At 70.8% G+C, this 18496-nt stretch carries 17 protein-coding genes; 5 read left to right on the forward strand and 12 right to left on the reverse strand.

Features of this window, described 5'->3' with window-relative positions; translation table 11 throughout:
• Nucleotides 1-48 precede the first annotated feature (48 nt).
• The 9 genes from D3273_RS28715 to D3273_RS04985 all read right to left on the reverse strand — a co-directional run bounded on the left by D3273_RS28715 (nucleotide 49) and on the right by D3273_RS04985 (nucleotide 9375).
• A complete protein-coding gene (locus D3273_RS28715) occupies nucleotides 49-912 on the reverse strand; it encodes a DUF2934 domain-containing protein (RefSeq protein WP_207210686.1) in 864 nt (287 codons plus the stop codon).
• A complete protein-coding gene (locus D3273_RS04950) occupies nucleotides 912-1157 on the reverse strand; it encodes a hypothetical protein (protein WP_129224086.1) in 246 nt (81 codons plus the stop codon). Before D3273_RS04950 ends, D3273_RS28715 begins: the two co-directional genes overlap by 1 nt.
• 101 nt (nucleotides 1158-1258) lie before the next feature.
• On the reverse strand, nucleotides 1259-1726 hold the full coding sequence (locus tag D3273_RS04955; protein ID WP_129224088.1) for an MmcB family DNA repair protein: 468 nt from the start codon (nucleotides 1724-1726) through the stop codon (nucleotides 1259-1261).
• A gap of 178 nt (nucleotides 1727-1904) precedes the next feature.
• Nucleotides 1905-3665 (reverse strand): sensor histidine kinase, encoded by a 1761-nt coding sequence (locus D3273_RS04960; protein ID WP_129224090.1) that lies wholly within the window; start codon nucleotides 3663-3665, stop codon nucleotides 1905-1907.
• Nucleotides 3666-3714: 49 nt separating this feature from the next.
• The gene (locus tag D3273_RS04965) at nucleotides 3715-4704 is read right to left on the reverse strand and encodes an ABC transporter ATP-binding protein (protein WP_129224092.1); all 990 of its coding nucleotides are present in this window, start codon (nucleotides 4702-4704) and stop codon (nucleotides 3715-3717) included.
• Nucleotides 4701-5717 carry an ABC transporter ATP-binding protein gene (locus tag D3273_RS04970; RefSeq protein ID WP_129224094.1) on the reverse strand — a complete coding sequence of 339 codons (1017 nt, stop codon included), beginning with the start codon at nucleotides 5715-5717 and terminating at the stop codon, nucleotides 4701-4703. The genes D3273_RS04965 and D3273_RS04970 overlap by 4 nt, the downstream gene beginning before the upstream one ends.
• A complete protein-coding gene (locus D3273_RS04975; RefSeq protein ID WP_129224096.1) occupies nucleotides 5717-6625 on the reverse strand; it encodes an ABC transporter permease subunit in 909 nt (302 codons plus the stop codon). Before D3273_RS04975 ends, D3273_RS04970 begins: the two co-directional genes overlap by 1 nt.
• Nucleotides 6615-7628 carry an ABC transporter permease subunit gene (locus D3273_RS04980; protein WP_129224098.1) on the reverse strand — a complete coding sequence of 338 codons (1014 nt, stop codon included), beginning with the start codon at nucleotides 7626-7628 and terminating at the stop codon, nucleotides 6615-6617. Before D3273_RS04980 ends, D3273_RS04975 begins: the two co-directional genes overlap by 11 nt.
• A 157-nt stretch (nucleotides 7629-7785) precedes the next feature.
• A complete protein-coding gene (locus tag D3273_RS04985) occupies nucleotides 7786-9375 on the reverse strand; it encodes an ABC transporter substrate-binding protein (RefSeq protein WP_129224100.1) in 1590 nt (529 codons plus the stop codon).
• A 301-nt stretch (nucleotides 9376-9676) separates the two neighbouring features.
• On the opposite strand from D3273_RS04985, the gene ahcY reads away from it, so the two are divergent.
• The 3 genes from ahcY (at nucleotide 9677) to D3273_RS05000 (ending at nucleotide 14828) form a co-directional block, all read left to right on the forward strand.
• Nucleotides 9677-11089 (forward strand): adenosylhomocysteinase, encoded by a 1413-nt coding sequence (ahcY, locus tag D3273_RS04990; protein WP_129224102.1) that lies wholly within the window; start codon nucleotides 9677-9679, stop codon nucleotides 11087-11089.
• A 477-nt stretch (nucleotides 11090-11566) separates the two neighbouring features.
• Nucleotides 11567-13945: a sensor histidine kinase gene (locus D3273_RS04995; RefSeq protein WP_245500994.1), complete on the forward strand. Its 2379-nt coding sequence runs from the start codon at nucleotides 11567-11569 to the stop codon at nucleotides 13943-13945.
• A 148-nt stretch (nucleotides 13946-14093) separates the two neighbouring features.
• Complete coding sequence (locus D3273_RS05000) at nucleotides 14094-14828, forward strand: restriction endonuclease (RefSeq protein ID WP_129224106.1); 735 nt, start codon at nucleotides 14094-14096, stop codon at nucleotides 14826-14828.
• A 15-nt stretch (nucleotides 14829-14843) separates the two neighbouring features.
• Here the strand turns inward: D3273_RS05000 and D3273_RS05005 are convergent, their stop codons facing one another.
• The 3 genes from D3273_RS05005 to D3273_RS05015 form a co-directional block, all read right to left on the reverse strand.
• On the reverse strand, nucleotides 14844-15092 hold the full coding sequence (locus D3273_RS05005; protein WP_129224108.1) for a hypothetical protein: 249 nt from the start codon (nucleotides 15090-15092) through the stop codon (nucleotides 14844-14846).
• Nucleotides 15093-15307: 215 nt separating this feature from the next.
• On the reverse strand, nucleotides 15308-15571 hold the full coding sequence (gene rpsU, locus D3273_RS05010) for a 30S ribosomal protein S21 (protein WP_129219832.1): 264 nt from the start codon (nucleotides 15569-15571) through the stop codon (nucleotides 15308-15310).
• Nucleotides 15572-15619: 48 nt separating this feature from the next.
• The gene (locus D3273_RS05015; protein ID WP_129224109.1) at nucleotides 15620-15832 is read right to left on the reverse strand and encodes a cold-shock protein; all 213 of its coding nucleotides are present in this window, start codon (nucleotides 15830-15832) and stop codon (nucleotides 15620-15622) included.
• Nucleotides 15833-16169: 337 nt separating this feature from the next.
• Here D3273_RS05015 and tsaE point away from each other — a divergent pair, with 337 nt between their 5' ends.
• On the forward strand, nucleotides 16170-17738 hold the full coding sequence (gene tsaE / locus D3273_RS05020; protein ID WP_129224111.1) for a tRNA (adenosine(37)-N6)-threonylcarbamoyltransferase complex ATPase subunit type 1 TsaE: 1569 nt from the start codon (nucleotides 16170-16172) through the stop codon (nucleotides 17736-17738).
• 2 nt (nucleotides 17739-17740) lie between these two features.
• Nucleotides 17741-18463 (forward strand): nucleotidyltransferase family protein, encoded by a 723-nt coding sequence (locus tag D3273_RS05025; protein ID WP_245500995.1) that lies wholly within the window; start codon nucleotides 17741-17743, stop codon nucleotides 18461-18463.
• Nucleotides 18464-18496: the final 33 nt, after the last annotated feature.

The raw sequence follows: 18496 nt of genomic DNA on the forward strand, positions 1-18496 counted from the left end.
AAAGGGCCGCCGAAGCGGCCCTTTCGCGGTTCGAGCGGCGGGTCCCGGTCAGCGCCGGTCGCTCGACCGGCCCTTGGTGACCGGGCCGGGCGACGACGCCGGCTTCGGCGGGTTCTTGCCGGTCACGGGCGCGCTGTTGCCGGTGGGCGAGGCTTGCAGGCCCGAGCCGAGCTTCGCGTCGTCCGGCGCACCGGGGGCCTGGCCGGCGCCCGTGGCGATCGGCGGCAGCCCGCCCGGAGCCGCTCCGGGGTTCTTGCCCGAGCGCGCCGCCGCGCCGGCCGGCGCCGCGGCAGCGGACGGCGAAGCGGCGGGCGTCGGGGTCGTGCCCGAGGTCGCGGCGCCGTTGCCGACCGGGGCGATCCCCAGGCCGGGCGCCGAGCCGGCCACCTTCGGGGCGGCGCCCGCGGTCTTCGGAACCAGGGCCTGCGGCGCGTCGAGGTCGGGGTCCGTCTTGACGGCCTCGCGCGGGGCGGAAACGCCGAGCGTCGGGTTCGACGGCGTCGGCGTCACGGCGGCGACCTTCGGGGCCGGCGTCACGGCTTCGCGGTCGTCGATGTCCGGATCCTCGTCGCGCCGCGAGCGGGCGACGTGGCCGGCCGTGTCGCCCGTGGAATGCGTCGCGTGCGACGGCTTGGTGATCTCGGGCTCGCGGTCGAGGTCGACGAGGTCGTCGCGGCCCTGGTCCGTGATGCCCGGCATGTCGCCGTAGGCTTCGACGGCCTGGCTGGGCTCCTCGGGCTCGAAGGAGCCGGTGTCGCGCGGCAGCAGCGTGTCGCCCATGCTGTCGTGGAGCGCGACGATCTCCTTCGCCTGGTCCCAATGCGCCCGGTCGCGGCCGTGCGGACGGCCTTCGCTTTCCCAGATCTCGAACGCCTTGCGCGAGATGCGCTCGTAGTCGTCGTTGTCAGCCATCACAAACCTCTCCCAGGGGTTTCGGTGGGGAGATCCTCGGCCTGGCGGCGGACCTCCTCGTCCATCTCGTCGAGGCCGTCGACCGTTTCCCCCGGGATGTCGGGACGGCTGTTCTCGGCCTCGGCGAGGTCTTCGAGCGTCATGCTTTCGGGATCCATCGAGGTGTCGCCGCCCTCGAGGTCCGGGCTTCTCGGCTCGAAGGGTTCGACGTCGATGGCGCGCCGCTTCTCGTCGTCCTGGTCCATGGCGTCGCCTCCTGTCGTCGATATGCCGCCATGGCAACGCCGCCACCATGGCGGGGTTCCAGGCCCGACGAAGGGGGCGAGCGCCCCCCGGTCGGGCGGCGTCAGGACGGGCGGCCGGCGTCCGCCAGGGCGTGCAGGCGGTCGGCCGCGGCCTGGGCGAAACGGATCGTCATGGCGCGGCGGGTGGCGGGGGCGAGCTTCGCCAGCAGGGCGTCGCGCACCACTTCGCCGCCGTAGCCGTCGGCGACGATGATCCCCGTCTCGTCCGGCATCACCGCCACCGGCAGCGTGATGGGGATGGCGAAATACAGGTGGTCGCAGAAGGCGCGGTAGTGGTGCCATTTCCGGTCCGCCCGGAAATCCGCGATCGACGACTTCACCTCGACGATGGTGATGGTCCCGTCCGGCCCGAGCCCGACGATGTCGGGGCGCCGGCCGTCGGCCAGCACGAGCTCCGTCACGGTGGCGATGTTGCGGGCGCGCAGCAGGCGCCGCGTCCCGCGCACGACTTCGCGCGCGGTTTCGGATTGCCGCCCGTCGTCGGGCAGCACGATCGGCTGTGTGAGCATCGGCCTCTGTGCTTGGAAAGCCCCGATCGCGGGGCTCACGTCCTGGCGCCGGGCGTCGCATCCTCGAACGCCGGCCCGGCCGCCTGAACCTAGCATCGCGGGGCGAAGCGGCGCCAGGATGGCGAGGCGTCCTCGGGCCCGCCCCGCGGTCAGCCGGGCGTGCCGCAGGGGCCGCCCGTCAAGCCGCGTCGGCCACCGACGGGGCGGCGCGCACCGTCACGGCCGGCACCCGCAGGGTGAACACGGTGCCGCGCCCCGGCTCGCTCTCGACCGCGATGTCGCCGCCGAGCAGCCGCGCGAAGGCGCGGCTCAGCGCCAAGCCGAGCCCCGTGCCGCCGAAGCGGCGGGTGGTCGACTCGTCGGCCTGGATGAAGCGCTGGAACAGGCGCCCCAGCTGTTCGGGCGACATGCCGATGCCGGTGTCCTCCACGGCGAAGCACATCCAATCGGCCTCGCGCCGCACGCGCAGCGTGATGCAGCCGCCTTCGGTGAACTTGGCCGCGTTGGACAGGAGGTTGAGCAGGCATTGGCGCAGCTTGACGACGTCCGACCGCAGGACTCCGAGCCCTTCCCCCAGGTCCAGCACGAGGCGATTGTGCTTGCGCCGCACCAGCGCGTCGACGGAAGCGGCGGCTTCCTCGACGAAGCCCGCGACCGCGAAGTCCTCGGGAAACACGTCCATGCGGTTCGCCTCGACCTTGCTGAGGTCGAGCACGTCGTTGATGAGGCCGAGCAGGTGCTTGGCGTTGCCCTTCACCTTGTTCAGGTCGTCGAGCACCCTGTGCTCGCCCAGGTCGTCGAGCTCTTCTTCCAGGAGCTCGGTGTAGCCGATCACGGCCGACAGCGGCGTGCGCAGCTCGTGGCTCATGTTGGCGAGGAAGTTGGATTTCGCGCGGTTGGCCTCCTCGGCGGCTTCGCGGGCCGCTTCGGCCTCGTAGGCGCCGAAGCGCCGCAGCAGCGCCCACATCAGGCCGAGCACGCAGAGCGACGCCACCGCGACCGCGGTGCCGATGCCCACGATGTCGCGGCGCCAGTCCCGCAGGACGAGGCGCTGGCTCCGCCCGATGTTGACCTGCACCGGCACGTTGCCGTCCGCCGGATGCGAGGCGATGACGCGCATCTCGGAGCCGTTGCCGTCGAGGTTGCCTTCGCGGGCGAAGACGCCCGGCACCCCGTGCCACGGCAGGTCCGGCGGCATGATGGCGTCCGGCGGCATGCGCCGCCCCGCCTCGATCGCGGGATAGCGGGCCAGCAGCACGCCGTCGCGGCGCCAAAGGGCGATGATGTTGCCGGGCCCGAGCTGGAGCGAAGCGTAGAGCCTGTCGAAGGACGACAGCTCGACGGCGCCGAGCGCCAGGCCGAGGAAGCTGCCGTCCGGCGCCGACAGGCGGCGCGCGAGATACACGGTGGGGGTCCCGGAGCCGCGGTTCAGCAGCGGCTCGCTGAGGAACAGCTTGTCGTGGACGTCCCGAAGCGCCCTGAAGTAGTCGCGGTCGTCGAGCCGGACGTCGGGGATCGGCCAGTATCGCGAAAAGTTGAGGAGCTTGCCGGAAGCCGAGATGATCGTGACGGCGTCGAGCTGCGGCACGTCGGCGACGCGGGCCTTGAGCAGGTCGTGCATCGCCCGCGTGGATGCGCGCTCGGCCACGGCGTCGGGCGTGACGGCGCCTTCGGCGCCCACCTGCTCGGCGACGTTGTCGAGCACCAGCTCGACGCTTTGGAACGATCGGCCGGTTTCGGCCGCCAGCAGCAGGTCGAGCGTGCGCAGCTCGCGGGCGGCATCGGCGAGCTCGGCGTTGTAGCGGCGGACCGCGATCGTGGCGGTCGCGGCCAGCATCAGCGCGATGGCGAGCAGCCCCGTGCCGATCACGGCCCGGGCGGCGCGGCTGCGCAGCAGCCCGCGCGGCGATGCGGCGTCGATCTCCTGCGATGCTCCCAAGCGGCACCCCGTCCGAACTCGCGCCGCTCGGGGGCGGCGCCGATCCTGTCTACGCTTCCACGGCCCAGCACGCCACGTCGCGGCCCCGCTTGGCTTCCAACGGGGGTGCGTCGACGCGGCACCGGTCGAAGGCGAGCGGGCAGCGCGGATGGAACACGCAGCCGCTCGGCGGGTCGATCGGCGAAGGCGGCTCGCCCTTCAGCACGATGCGCTCCTTGCGGCGCGTCGGGTCGGCGCTGGGCGTCGCGGACAGCAGCGCCCGCGTGTAGGGGTGCTGGGGCGCGCCGAAGATCGCTTCGCGGGTGCCGATCTCCACGGCATGGCCGAGGTAGATCACCATGATCCGGTCGGCGATGTGCTCGACGACGCCGAGGTCGTGGCTGACGAAGAGATACGCCAGGCCGAACTCGTCCTGCAGGTCCGCCAGGAGATTCAACACCTGGGCGCGGATCGACACGTCGAGCGCCGCCACCGGCTCGTCGAGCACGAGGATCTTCGGGCGCAGCATCAGGGCGCGCGCGATGGCGATGCGCTGGCGCTGGCCGCCGGAGAACATGTGCGGGTAGCGAGCGGCGAACTCGGGCCGCAGCCCCACCCGCGCCATGGCGGCGCGCACCGCTTCGCGGCGCTCGGCCTTGGGCATGCCGGTGTTGACGATCAGCGGCTCTTCCAGCGTGGCCGCGATCGTTTGGCGCGGGTTCAGCGAGCCGTAGGGGTTCTGGAACACTATCTGGACGTCGCGGCGGAGCTGCCGGCGTTCGGCCGGGCCGGCGGCCGACACGTCGCGCCCCTCGATCAGCAGCGCGCCGGCGGTCGGGGGCTCGATCAGCGTGACCAGCCGGCTCAGCGTCGACTTGCCGGAGCCGGACTCGCCCACCACCGCCAGCGTTTCGCCCGCGCGGAGCGAGAAGCTCACGCCCGACAGCGCCTTGACGGAGGCGGGGCGGCCGAAGAAGCCCCGGCGCACCTCGTAGGTGCGGCGGAGGTCGCGCGCGTCGACCACCGTCGCGGCGGGCGGGGCCACGGGGAGCGCGCTCATGCCGGCACCCCGTCGCGCGGGCGATGCGCCTCGGCGCGCACGGGCGTCGGCACGCCGCCGACCAGCGGGATGTGGCAAAGCGCGCGGCCGAGCTCGGGCGCGGCCGGCGTCGGCGCCGCTTCGCGGCACTGGCGGAACGCGAAAGCGCAGCGCGGCTCGAACACGCAGGCCGGCGGGCGGTCGAACTGCCCCGGCACGACGCCGGGGATGGCGGGAAGGCGCCGCGCCGTCGAGCGCTCGGGAAGCGCCGCCAGCAGCGCCTCGGTGTAGGGGTGGTGGCGGTCGGCGAAGAGGGCCTGCGCGGTGTTGGTTTCGACCGGGCGGCCGGCATATTGCACCAGCACGCGGTCCGCCACCTCGGCCACCACGCCCATGTCGTGGGTGATGAGCACGAGGCCCATGCCGGTGTCGCGCTGCAGGGCTTTCAACAGGTCGAGGATCTGGGCCTGGATGGTGACGTCGAGCGCCGTGGTGGGCTCGTCGGCGATGAGGAGCTTCGGGTCGCAGGAGATCGCCATGGCGATCATGACGCGCTGGCTCATGCCGCCGGACATCTGGTGCGGGTAGCTCTTCAAGCGGCGCTCGGGCTCGGGGATGCCGACCTTGGCCAGAAGCTCGACGGCGCGGCGTTGGCGCGCCGCGCGGTCGAGCCCGGTGTGGGCGCGCAGCATCTCGCGGATCTGGAACCCCACCGTGAAGCAGGGGTTCAGCGAGGTCATCGGCTCCTGGAAGATCATGGCGATGTCGCGTCCGACGATCCTGCGCCGCGCGGCCTTGGACAGGGCGCGCAGGTCGGTGCCGTCGAAGCTGAGGACGTCGGCCTCGACCGTGGCGGTCCAGGGCAGCAGGCCCATCACGGCCAGCATGGCGACGGACTTGCCCGAGCCGGACTCGCCCACGACGGCGACGATCTCGCGCGGGTCGACCGACAGGTCGACGCCGTCCACGGCCGTGAAGGTGCCGCCGCGGGTGGCGAACCTGACGCGGAGGTTCCGGATGTCCAGGAGGCTCATCACGAGCGCCTCATCTTGGGGTCGAGGGCGTCGCGCAGCCCGTCGCCGGCGAGGTTGATGGCCACGACGGTGACCAGGATGGCGAGGCCCGGCAGGGTGACGATCCACGGGTCCGAGCGGATGAACTGGCGCGCGTCGGCCAGCATGGAGCCCCACTCGGGCGTCGGCGGCTGGGCGCCGAGGCCGAGGAACCCCAGCGCCGCCGCTTCCAGGATGGCGTCCGACACGCCGAGCGCCGCCTGCACGATGAGCGGGGCGAGGCAGTTGGGCAGCACGGTGCCGAAGGCGAGGCGGAGGCCCCTCACCCCGGCCACGCGGGCCGCCATGACATAGTCCTTGTCGAGCTCGCCCAGGGCCGAAGCGCGCACCAGCCGGACGAAGCGCGGCAGGAACACGATCGTGATGGCGATGATGGTGTTGGTGAGGCTCGGGCCCAGGATCGCCACCGCCAGGATGGCGAGCACGAGGGACGGCACCGCCATGATGACGTCCATCAGGCGGGTGATCAGGACGTCGGCGAGGTTGTTGAAGGCCGCCGTCAGGCCCAGCACGACGCCGACCCCGAAGGACACCGCCATCACGGCGAAGCCGATGAACAGCGACACCCGCGCGCCGTAGATCAGGCGGGACAGGATGTCCCGCCCCGCGCCGTCGGTGCCGAACGGGAAGCGCCACGACCCGCCGGCCCAGACGGGGGGCGCCTTGATGGCGTCGCGGAACTGCTCGAAGGGGGAATGCGGGGCGACGAGCGGCGCGAACACGGCCAGCAGCATGATGGCGACCGCCACGGCGGCACCCGCCACGGCGCCGCGGTTCTCGCGGAAGGCGGCCCACAGGTTCGCCGCGCCCGACGGCGGGGCGTGCAGGTTCGGCTCCTCGGCCAGGGTGATCAGCGTGTCAGCGGCCATGGAGGATCCGCGGGTTGATGGCGCCGTACAACAGGTCCACGCCGAGGTTGACCAGGATCACCAGCGCCGAGATCAGGATGATGCCGCCCTGCAGCGACGGGTAGTCGCGCCGCGAGATGGCGTCGATGAGCCACTTGCCCACGCCCGGCCACGAGAAGATCGTTTCGGTCAGCACCGCGCCGGCCAGCAACGTGCCGGTCTGCAGCCCGATCACCGTGACGACGGGGATCAGGGCGTTGCGCAGCGCGTGCAGCCCGACGACGCGGAACGGCGACAGCCCTTTCGCCCGCGCGGTGCGGACGTAGTCCTCGGACAGGACTTCCAGCATGGACGAACGCGTCATCCGGGCGATGACGGCGAGCGGGATGGTCCCCAGCACGAAGGCGGGCAGCGCCAGGTGGCGCAGGGCGTCGAGGAAGGCGCCGGGCTCGTCCGACAGCAGGCTGTCGATCAGCATGAAGCCGGTCGGCGCGTCGTAGTCGAACCGGATCAGGTCGAGGCGGCCGCCGACCGGCACGAGGTGCCACCGCTCGGCCAGCAGCATGATGAGCAGCAGCCCCCACCAGAAGATCGGCATCGAGTAGCCGGTGACAGACAGCCCCATCAGGCCCTGGTCGAAGACGCTGCCGCGCTTCACCGCGGCGAAGACGCCCAGCGGGATGCCCACCAGGACGGCGATGAACATCGCGCAGGCGGCGAGTTCGAGCGTGGCGGGGAACAGGGTCAGGAACTCGCCGAGCACGGGGTTGCTCGTCGACAGCGAGCGGCCGAAGTCGCCGTGGGCGAGTTGCCACACGTAGCCGAGGAACTGGCGCCACACCGGCAGGTCGAGCCCGAGTTCGTGGCGCAGCAGGGCGAGGCGTTCGGGCGCGATGCCGTGCTCGCCCACCCGGACCTCGACGGGATCGCCCGGCACGAGCCGGATCGCCACGAAGACGAGGAAGATGAGGGCGACGAAGGTCGGGACGGTGAGGAGGACGCGTTTGACGAGGAAGCGGATCATGTCAGGGGCGAAGCCACGCCGAAGTCTGGAGATGGATCGGCGGCGAAAGCGCCGCGCTGTCTGGATCGGGGCGGCATCGGGCGTTGCGCGGCCCACTCGCCCCCGACGGGCTCGGACGCGCCGGCCGGGGCTGCCTGGCCCCGGCCGGCGCCACCCCTCACTTCAGGTCGACCTTCTGGAACTGGTGCCGGCTCAGCGGGCTCATCTTGTAGCCCACGACGTTGGCGGCCAGCGGCTCGTAGACCACCGAATGCGCGATGGTGAGCATCGGCTCGTTGTCGTGCTGGATGACCTGCATCTCGTCGTAGATTGCCTTGCGGGCGGCCTCGTCGGGGGTCTGGCGCGCCTTGACGAGGTCGGCGTCGTAGGTGGCGTCGCACCACTTGGTGGCGTTGCTGGAACCGGGCTTGCCGCCGGGGCAGCCGAGCAGGAAGAAGAAGTTGTCCGGGTCGCCGTTGTCGCCCGTCCAGCCGTACTGGCCGGCCGTGTCCTCGCCGGCGCCGAGGCGCTTGCGGTACTCGCCCCACTCGTAGGACACGAGCTTGGCGTTGACGCCGACCTTGGCGAGGTCCGACTGCATCATCTCGCCGATGCGCTTGGCGTCGGGGTTGTAGGGCCGCTGCACCGGCATGTACCACAGGTCGATGTCGATCGGCGTCTTCACGCCGGCCGCGGCGAGCATCTTCTTCGCCGTCTCGGGGTCGAAGGGATAGTCCTTCACGGCGTCGTTATAGGCCCACAGCGTCGGCGGGATGAGGTTCTTCGCCTGCTGGCCGGCGCCGAGGTAGACATCCTTGACGATGGCGCCGCGGTCGATCGCCATGGAGAGGGCGATGCGGACCTCCTTCTTGTCCATCGGCGGCTTGGTGGCGTTGAAGGCGAGGTAGCCGATGTTCAGGCCCGGCTGCGACAGGACCTGGACGTTCGGGTCCTTCTTCAGCTCGGGCAGGTCGGCCGGCCGCGGGAAGGGCGCGTCCTGGCACTCGCCGGTCTTCAGCTTGGAGATGCGGGCCGAAGCGTCGGGCGTGATGGCGTAGACGAGCTCGTCGATCTTGGGCCTGCCGCCCCAATAGTCCGGGTTGGCCTTGAAGCGGATCACCGCGTCCTTCTGGTAGGCCTGGAAGATGAAGGGCCCGGTGCCGACCGGCACTTGGTCGAACTGTTCGGGCGTGCCGGCCTTCATCATGGCGTCCGCGAACTCCTTCGACTGGATCGTGGCGAAGTCCATGGCGAGGTTGGCCAGGATGGCGACGTTGGGCTCCGTCAGCGTCATGACGATGGTGTAGTCGTCCTTCTTCTCGATGCTCTTGACGAGCTTCGGCATATCCATGTCGCTGTAGTAGTCGTATTTGCCGCCGCCGATCTTGTTGTACGGGTTGGCGGCGTCGTACTGGCGCCCGAAGGAGAACAACACGTCGTCGGCGTCGAAGTCGCGCGTCGGCTTGAAGCCCTTCGTGGCGCCGAACTTCACGCCATGGCGCAAGTGGAAGGTGATGGTCTTGGCGTCCGGGCTGATGTCCCAGGACTCGGCCAGGCCGGGTACCACCTTGGTGGACCCGATCTCGAACTCGACGAGCTGATCGAAGGCGGGGCGGGCGGCGTCGAAGCTCGTGCCGGTGGTGTTGAGCGCCGGCGAGAAGTTCTCGGGCGAACCCTCGGGGCAGAACACGAAGGTCTTGGCCGAGGCGGCAGTGCCGCCGAGCAACAGGGCCGCGAGCCCCAGTCCGAAAACGCGATTGACCTTCATCCGTCGTCCCTTCCGCCCGAAGCGAGGCCGCCCCGATCGCCGGAGCCCCTGTCCGGGCGGCATCCAAGGACTTTTTCAATTGTCCTGCAAACCAATTCGCGGGAACGCTCGTCTCGTCCACAGCCGCGCCGCCGCTTTGCTTGCAGGGCGCGCAGCTCCGCGGCGAAGCGCCGGCCTCGATGGCACGACCGCCCGCCGGCGAGGCAAACATACATATAAGGATGTCTTTATATCTTTATTGCGTTATGGACGTCGGGGTGGTAGGTCACGGGCCATCGTCAGCCACCGACAGGCCCGCCCCATGACCCACGACAACCTTTCCGCCGACTCCGCCATCGCCGACATCGCCCTCGCGGGCTGGGGCCGCAAGGAGATCGCCATCGCCGAAACCGAGATGCCCGGCCTGATGGCGGTGCGCGCCGAATACGGCCCGACGCAGCCGCTGAAGGGCGCCCGCATCGCCGGTTCGCTGCACATGACCATCCAGACGGCCGTTCTGATCGAGACCCTGAAGGCGCTCGGCGCCGACGTCCGCTGGGCGTCGTGCAACATCTATTCGACGCAGGACCACGCCGCCGCCGCCATCGCGGCCACGGGCACGCCCGTCTTCGCCATCAAGGGCGAAAGCCTGACGGACTACTGGGACTACACCCACCGCATCTTCGACTGGGCGGACGGCGGCACGCCCAACATGATCCTGGACGACGGCGGCGACGCCACGCTGCTGATCCACCTCGGCATCCGCGCCGAAGGCGGCGACACCGCCTTTCTCGACACCGCGTCGAACGAGGAGGAGGAGGTCCTCTACGCCGCGATCAAGAAGAAGATCGCCTCGGACCACGGCTGGTACGGCCGCAACGGCAAGGCGATCAAGGGCGTCACCGAGGAGACCACCACGGGCGTGCATCGCCTCTACAACATGGCCAAGGAGGGCAAGCTCCTGTTCCCGGCCATCAACGTCAACGACTCGGTGACGAAGTCGAAGTTCGACAACCTGTACGGCTGCCGCGAGTCGCTGGTCGACGGCATCCGCCGCGGCACGGACGTCATGATGGCCGGCAAGGTCGCCATGATCGCGGGCTTCGGCGACGTCGGCAAGGGATCGGCCGCCAGCCTGCGCAACGCCGGCTGCCGCGTGATGGTGTCCGAGGTGGACCCGATCTGCGCGCTTCAGGCCGCCATGGAAGGCTACGAGGTCACCACCATGGAGGACGCGGCGCCGCGCGCCGACATCTTCGTCACCGCCACCGGCAACGTCGACGTCATCACGCTGGACCACATGCGGGCCATGAAGGACCGCGCCATCGTGTGCAACATCGGCCACTTCGATTCCGAGATCCAGGTCGCGGGCCTGAAGAACCTGAAGTGGCACAACGTGAAGCCGCAGGTGGACGAGGTCGAGTTCCCCGACGAGAAGCGCATCATCCTCCTGTCGGAGGGCCGCCTCGTGAACCTGGGCAACGCCACCGGCCACCCGTCCTTCGTGATGTCCGCCTCCTTCACCAACCAGACGCTCGCCCAGATCGAGCTGTGGACCAAGCCGGGCCAGTACGAGCGCAAGGTCTACGTCCTGCCCAAGAGCCTCGACGAGAAGGTCGCGGCGCTCCACCTCGACAAGATCGGCGTGAAGCTGACCAAGCTGACGGACAACCAGGCCACCTATCTCGGCCTCGACCAGGCGGGCCCCTACAAGCCCGACCATTACCGCTACTGAGCGGCCGGCGGCCCCGCGGGGCCGCCCATCGGGCAAGCGGCATGAGGGGTCGGGCGACGCGTCGTCCGGCCCCTTTTCACGTCGGCGCGGCCCGCGCCGTGGTGCCGGGGACACAGCCTTCGAGCGTCGTCGCGGAACATGATTAACGCCTTCCGAAAGCTCCCCAGCTGAGACTATGCTGCAGCGATTCGGGGCGCTCTTGGCGGAGGCGGCCCGGACGGCGCGCCGGCATCCCTCGCGGGGTCGCGGGCGCGGGGACGCGAGGGGGCAAGGGGCATGAAATGGCGGCAGCACCTGAAAAGGGCTGGGTCTGCGGACGGACGGCGTCGCGGTTGCGAGGGCCGGACCGGGGTTGACCAGACGGAGGGGCGCGCGAGCCGGGTCGGACGAGGTTTCCTGCTGGCCGGAACGGCGGCGGGCTCTTTCGCCGCGGCGGCCCTGTCGTCGACGGCCGCCCACGCGGCGCCGGACATGCGCATGCTGTCGCTCGACGGCATCGTGGACCACGGCGAGGCCGCCGGCGTGTCCCTCTTCGTCGGGCTGACGATCTTTTCGGCCGTCACGGCGCTGCTGCACCTCGCGGGGCGCCGCCGCTGGCTCGCGACCGAGCGGCTGCTCGGCGCCGAGGTGGCCGACCTGCGCGCGCGGCTCGACCGCGCCCAGATGTTCCTGTCGTCCGAGCAGCAGATCGTCGTCGCCTGGGGCTCGTCGAACCACGAACCCGAGATCGAGGGCGACCTGACGCTGCTGTCCGACGTGATGGTGCCGCGCCGCATCCTCGGCTTCGGCACCTGGCTGCCGGCCTCCTCGGCCCAGGCGCTGGAACACGCCGTCGAGCGGCTGCGCGGGCGGGGCGAGGGCTTCCGCATGGCGCTGGTCACGACGGCGGGCCGCCACATCGAGGCGGAAGGGCGCGCCATCGGGGGTCGCGCCATCCTGCGCCTGCGCGACGTGTCCGGCGACAGGCTGGAGCTGTCGCGCCTGCGCGACCACCACGCGACCGTGGTCGGCGAGAACGACCTGTGGCGGGCGCTGCACGACGCCCTGCCCGATCCCGCCTGGCTGCGCGACGCTTCGGGCCGGGTGTCCTGGGTCAACGCCGCCTATGCCAACGCGGTCGAGACGCGCGACGGCACCGAAGCCGTGGCGCGCGGGCTCGAGCTCCTCGACGCGCCGGCGCGCGGGGCCGCGGCGGCGTCGCGGGCGTCGGGCGAAGCCTACCGCGGCCGCGTCGGGGCCGTGGTGGCGGGCGGGCGCCACATGCTCGACGTCGTCGAGGTGCCGGGCCGTTTCGGCTCCGCCGGCGTCGCGGCCGACCTCGCCGAGATCGACGCGCTGCGCGACGACCTGGCCAAGCAACTCGACAGCCAGACGCGCACGCTGGACCAGCTGTCGACCGCGGTGGCGATCTTCGACGGCGCCAAGCGCCTCGTCTTCCACAACACCGCCTATGCGGCGCTGTGGGGGCTCGATCCGGTTTTCCTGGACAGCCGCCCGAGCGACGGGGAGATCCTCGACCGGCTGCGCGCCGAGCGACGCCTGCCCGAACAGGCCGACTACCGCGCCTGGAAGGCCGGCCTCATGGCCAGCTATCAGGCGGTGGAAACGTCGGAAGCCATCTGGTACCTGCCGGACGGCCGCACCCTGCGCGTGGTGACCAACCCGAACCTCAAGGGCGGCGTCATCTACCTCTTCGACAACGTGACGGAGCGCTACCATCTGGAATCGCGCTTCAACGCGATGATCCGGGTGCAGGGCGAAACGCTCGACACGCTGAAGGAGGCCGTGGCGGTGTTCGGCACCGACGGGCGGCTGAAGCTGTTCAACCCCGCCTTCGCCGACATGTGGCGGCTCGACGCCGGCAAGCTCGCCGACCAGCCCCATATCGACGCCATCGCGGCCCATTGCGTGCCGCAAAGCGTCGACGTCGAGGTGTGGTCCGAGGTGCGCTCCTCCGTGGCGGGCCTGCACGACGCGCGCTCGGGCTTCGGGCACCGGCTGCAGCGGCGCGACGGCTCCGTCGTGGACTGCGCCGCCGCCCCCCTGCCCGACGGCGCTTCGCTGCTCACCTTCATCGACGTAACGGCCGGCGTGAACGTCGAGCGCGTGCTGAAGGAGCGCAACGAGGCGTTGCTGGCGGCGGAAAAGCTGCGCAACGACTTCGTCCACCACGTCAGCTACGAGCTGCGCTCGCCGCTGACCAACATCATCGGCTTCATCCAGCTGCTGGGCGACGGCGCGGTGGGGTCGCTGAACCCGAAGCAGGTGGAATACGCGGGCTACGTCACCAAATCGTCGGCGGCGCTGCTCGCCATCATCAACGACATCCTGGACCTCGCCACCATCGACATGGACGCGATGGAGCTGAACCTCGGCGCCATCGACATCGTCCAGACCATGGAGGAAGCCGCCGAAGGCGTTCAGGACCGGCTGGCGGAGAACGACATCCGCCTGCGGATCGTGGCGCTCGACGGGATCGGCGCCTTCCCGGCCGACGGCAAGAGGCTGCGGCAGATCCTGTTCAACCTCCTGTCCAACGCCATCGGCTTCTCGAGCCCGGGGCAGACCGTGACCCTGGCGGCGATGCGGCGCGACGACCGCGTGGTGTTCAAGGTGTCGGACCAGGGCCGCGGCATCCCCCTCGACGTGCTCGACCGGGTGTTCGACCGGTTCCGGTCGGACGCCGGCGGGTCGCGCCACCGCGGCGTGGGGCTGGGCCTGTCCATCGTGAAGTCGCTGGTGGAACTGCACCAGGGCGAGGTGCTGATCGACTCGGCGCCCGGCGAGGGCACGACGGTGACCTGCATCTTCCCCGCCACGCGCGCGGCGGTCGGGGCGATCACGGCGGCGGAGTGATCCGCGGGAATCTCCGCGGCTCCCGGGACGACCTCGTCCGGGGCAGGAAGCGTCGGGGCCGGGCAGGAGCGCCGGGCGGACGTCGCCCATCCTTTCTACACGATCCCGGCCCTATCCTGGCGACGCGGAGCGGGCGGGAACGTGCGGGATGGTCGGAGGGTGGGCGGAAGCGGCGGGCGCCGGTGGCGCGCTGGTCGTGGCGGCGGTGGCGGGCCGAAACTGGGTGTCGCTGCGCCGCAGGTCGCGGCTCCTGGCGGTCGCGCGCGACGTCACGGCGCGCTACGCTCGGCTGCTCACCGTCAAGCGGCAGCAACTCGTCATCCACGACGGCTACGGCAATTACCAGCTGCAGCCCTGGATCGACCACATCGACTATTTCATCGAGAACGTCGTGCTGCGCGAGGCCCGGGACCGCGGCCTCGACACGCGCGGGATGGGCCGGGGCACGCCGACGCGGTCGCGGCTGATCCGGACGTTGCTGGCCACGCTGCGGGAAGGCGACGATGCGGTGGGTTCGGCCCCGATCCGCGACGCCGACATCATCTCCGGCGAGCATTACGAGACGCTGTGCCGCAACCTGCTGCAGGCGCAGGGATGGCAGGTCGAAACCACGCCGGTGACGGGCGACCAGGGGGCGGACCTCATCGCGGACGCGGAAGGGTGCCGCGTCGTGATCCAGTGCAAGTTCTATTCGAAGCCCGTCGGCAACAAGGCCGTGCAGGAAGCCCACGCGGCGGTGGGGTTCCACGCGGGCGACCGTGCCGCGGTGGTGTCGAACGCCAGCTTCACGCGGTCGGCGAAGCAGCTCGCGGCCGCCAATGGCGTGCTGCTGCTCCACCACGACCAGCTCGCCGACCTTGGCCAGCTCCTCCGTCGAGCCTGAAACAGCCCGCCGACCCTAGGCCTTGACGGCGACTTTCCGCTTCTTCTTGGACGCGGCCTTCTCCAGGGCTGCCGCCGCGGCGACCTCGGCCTCCTGGGCCTCCTTGGCGAGACGGAGCTCACGCAGCGACGCCGTCCGGTCGCGCACGGCGGAACACGACGCCTCGTATTGTGCCCAGACCGCTGCATTCTCCTGCGTGGTCTTCTGCAGCTTCTCGAACCGCGCTTCGGCCCGCAACCGCGCGGCTTCGGAATTGTCCGCCATACGTCCTGTCCTCATCGGGCCTCGGCCCAGGATCCATCTCGCAGGACGGCGAGGCCCGGCATTGCCGGAACATTCGCCATCGCTCAACACTTCATCAACGCTTGAGCCCGGCGTAAGTTGCCGCCAGCCTCCCGAACGCGAAAAGGCGCGGCTCGCGCCGCGCCTTTCTCATTCGCCTGGATGGACGCGGCCCGACGACGCGGGCCGCAACGCCATCAGGAGGCGCTCGGCGCCACGGGACGCGGGGGCATCATCGGCTTGCGCTTCGGCGCCGGCAGGAGACCCTCGCGCTGGGCCTGCTTGCGGGCCAGCTTGCGGACCCGGCGGATCGCCTCGGCCCGCTCGCGGGCGCGCTTCTCGGAGGGCTTCTCGTATTCCGCCCGGCGCTTCATCTCACGGAACACGCCTTCGCGCTGGAGCTTGCGCTTCAGCGCCTTGAGAGCCTGCTCGATGTTGTTGTCGCGAACCAGAATCTGCAACGATTTGTCCTTTTCTCAAGGCCCGGCGGATCGCCTGGGCTCAGATGATCACTCGACGGCCTGGAGCTTGTCCGCCGACACCTTGCCGGAGCGGCGATCGGTGGTCAGCTCGTAGTCGAGCTTCTGGCCTTCGCGGAGGTCGCTGAAGCCGGCGCGCTCGACCGCGCTGATATGCACGAAGACGTCCTTGGTGCCGTCGTCGGGCTGGATGAAGCCATAGCCCTTCTCGGCATTGAACCACTTCACGGTGCCGGTGCTCATGACCGAACCCTTTCGTTCCTAGCTGCGGTACGGTGCCGGGGAGGATGGCTCCGCAACCAATCGGTCGGGGTGAGGTCTTAAGCGGGCGCCCGAAAATCGGCACGCGGGGGCAAAGTCGTCGGCCTTCGATCAGTGTCGCGCACATAAAGATGGCGCCTCGCCGCTGTCAACCGCCCGGCCCCGCCGGAGCGGGCTTTTCGGGCCGCGGTTCGCCCGCCGAGGCCGGGGTGCCGGGCGGCGATTTACCGGCCGTTCACCACGATTGTCGAGGATGGGGGCCTCGTGTAGTGACGAGGCGGCCCGACGGCGCGCCCGGGCGGTTCTGGAGTTCCAAGGTTTGGCCAGTCAAACGGCATCGCAGGCAGTGTGGTCGGTGCTCCTGCCGTCGCCGGACGACACGGTGCGCTTCGCCGCCCGCATCGCGGATTTCCTGCGCGCCGGCGACCTCGTGACCCTGTCGGGCGACCTCGGGGTCGGGAAGACCACCTTCGCCCGCGCGCTGGTGCGCCACCTCGCGGGCGATCCCGAGCTGGAAGTGCCGAGCCCCACCTTCACGCTGATGCAGCTCTATGACACGGCATCCTTCCCCGTCGTCCACGCGGACCTGTACCGGATCCGCTCGGCGTCCGAGCTCGCCGAGCTCGGCTGGGACGAGGCGTCGGACGGCGCCCTGCTGCTGGTGGAATGGGCCGAGCGCATCGGCGACGCCCTGCCGGAGGACCGCCTCGACGTCACGCTGTCGATCGACGCCGACGATCCCGAAACGGCCCGCACCGCGGTGGTCACGGGCTACGGCCACTTTTCCGCCCGCATCGCCCAAACGCAGGCCGTCGAGTCGCTGCTGGAACGGGCGGGCTTCGCCGACGCGGACCGCGCCTACCTCACCGGCGACGCTTCCACCCGCGCCTACGAGCGGCTGACGGCGGAGGACGGCCGCACCGCGCTGTTCATGACCTCGCCGCCGCGTGCCGACGCGCCGGTGCTGCGCTTCGGCAAGCCGTACCACGAGATCGCGAGGCTGGCCGGCGACATCCGGCCGTTCCTCGCCATGGACGCCGCGCTGCGACAGCAGGGCGTGTCGGCACCCGAGGTCTACGCCGCCGACGCCCAGCACGGCATCGCGATCATCGAGGACCTCGGCTCCGAGCCCTTCGTCGAGGAGAACGGCCCGATCGCCGAGCGCTACCTCGAAGCCGTGGCGCTGCTGGCACGGCTGCACGCCACCGCCCTGCCCGCCTCGGTGCCGCAGGGCGAGGGCGCCTATTCCATCCCGCCCTACGACCTCGACGCGCTGCTGGTCGAAGCCGAGCTCGTCGTCGACTGGTACGCCCCCAACGTCGCCAAGATCGCGATCCCGGCGAGCGGCCGGAACGCCTTCACCTCCATCTGCACGCGGCTCTTCGGCGAGGTGGTGGGCCGCGACACGACCTGGACGCTGCGCGACTTCCATTCCCCCAACCTGATCTGGCTGGAGCGACGCGAAGGGCTGGCCCGCGTCGGCGTGATCGACTTCCAGGACTGCGTGCTGGGCCATCCGGCCTACGACGTCGCGGCGCTGCTGCAGGACGCGCGGGTGACGGTGCCCGACGCCCTGGAGCTGAAGCTGCTCGGCGCCTATGCGCAGCTGAGGGGCAGCATGGACCCGAACTTCGACATGGCGGGCTTCGTGCGCGCCTACGCGATCCTGGGCGCCCAGCGCGCCACCAAGATCCTCGGCATCTTCGCCCGGCTCGACAAGCGCGACGGCAAGCCCCAGTACCTCGCCATGCTGCCGCGCATCGAGGGCTATCTGACGAAGGGGCTCGCCCATCCGGCGCTCGGCGAGCTGCGGGGGTGGTACGAGACCTACATGCCGCGCGTGGTGTCGCCGCGCGCTCCCGCGTCGCCCCAGCGCGAAAGCGCCTGACGATGGCGCCCCCGAAGAGCGCCATGGTGTTCGCCGCCGGGATGGGCACGCGCATGCGGCCCGTCACCGACGCCGTCCCGAAGCCGCTGGTGCGGGTGGCCGGCCGCACCATGCTGGACCACATGCTGGACCGGCTCGACGCCGCGGGCGTGGGCCGCGCCGTCGTCAACGTGCATTACCTCGCCGACCAGATCGAGGCGCATCTCGCGGGCCGCAGCGCGCCCGAGATCGTCGTGTCCGACGAGCGCGCCCGCCTGCTCGACCAGGCCGGCGGCATCCGCCGCGCGCTCCCCGTGCTGGGTCCCGACCCTTTCGTGATCTGCAACACCGACGCCGTGTGGATCGCCGGCCCGCGGCCCAACCTGCCCCGGATGTTCGCCGATTGGGACCCGGAGCGGATGGACGTGCTCCTGCTCGTCGCCGAAGCGGCGGGCAGCGTCGGCGTCGATTGGCCGGGGGACTTCCACATGGACCCGGCGGGCCGGCTCGTGCGCCGCGCCGAGGGCGACGTCGCCCCCTTCGTGTATGCCGGCGTGGGCATGATGAAGCCGGGCGCCTTCGCCGACCTCGACGACGGGGTGCCGATGCGGCTCGCGCCCTACTTCTTCGACGCGGCCGCGCGCGGCCGGCTGTTCGGCACCCGCCTCGACGGGCGCTGGCTCCACGTGGGCACGCCGGGCGCCATCGACGAGGCCGACGCCGCCATCGCGGCGTCGGTCGCGTGACGAGGATCGCGGGCGTTCCGGCCCCACATCGTC

Origin of the sequence: Lichenibacterium minor, assembly GCF_004137685.1 — a bacterium.
GTDB classification, from domain to species: domain Bacteria; phylum Pseudomonadota; class Alphaproteobacteria; order Rhizobiales; family Beijerinckiaceae; genus Lichenihabitans; species Lichenihabitans minor.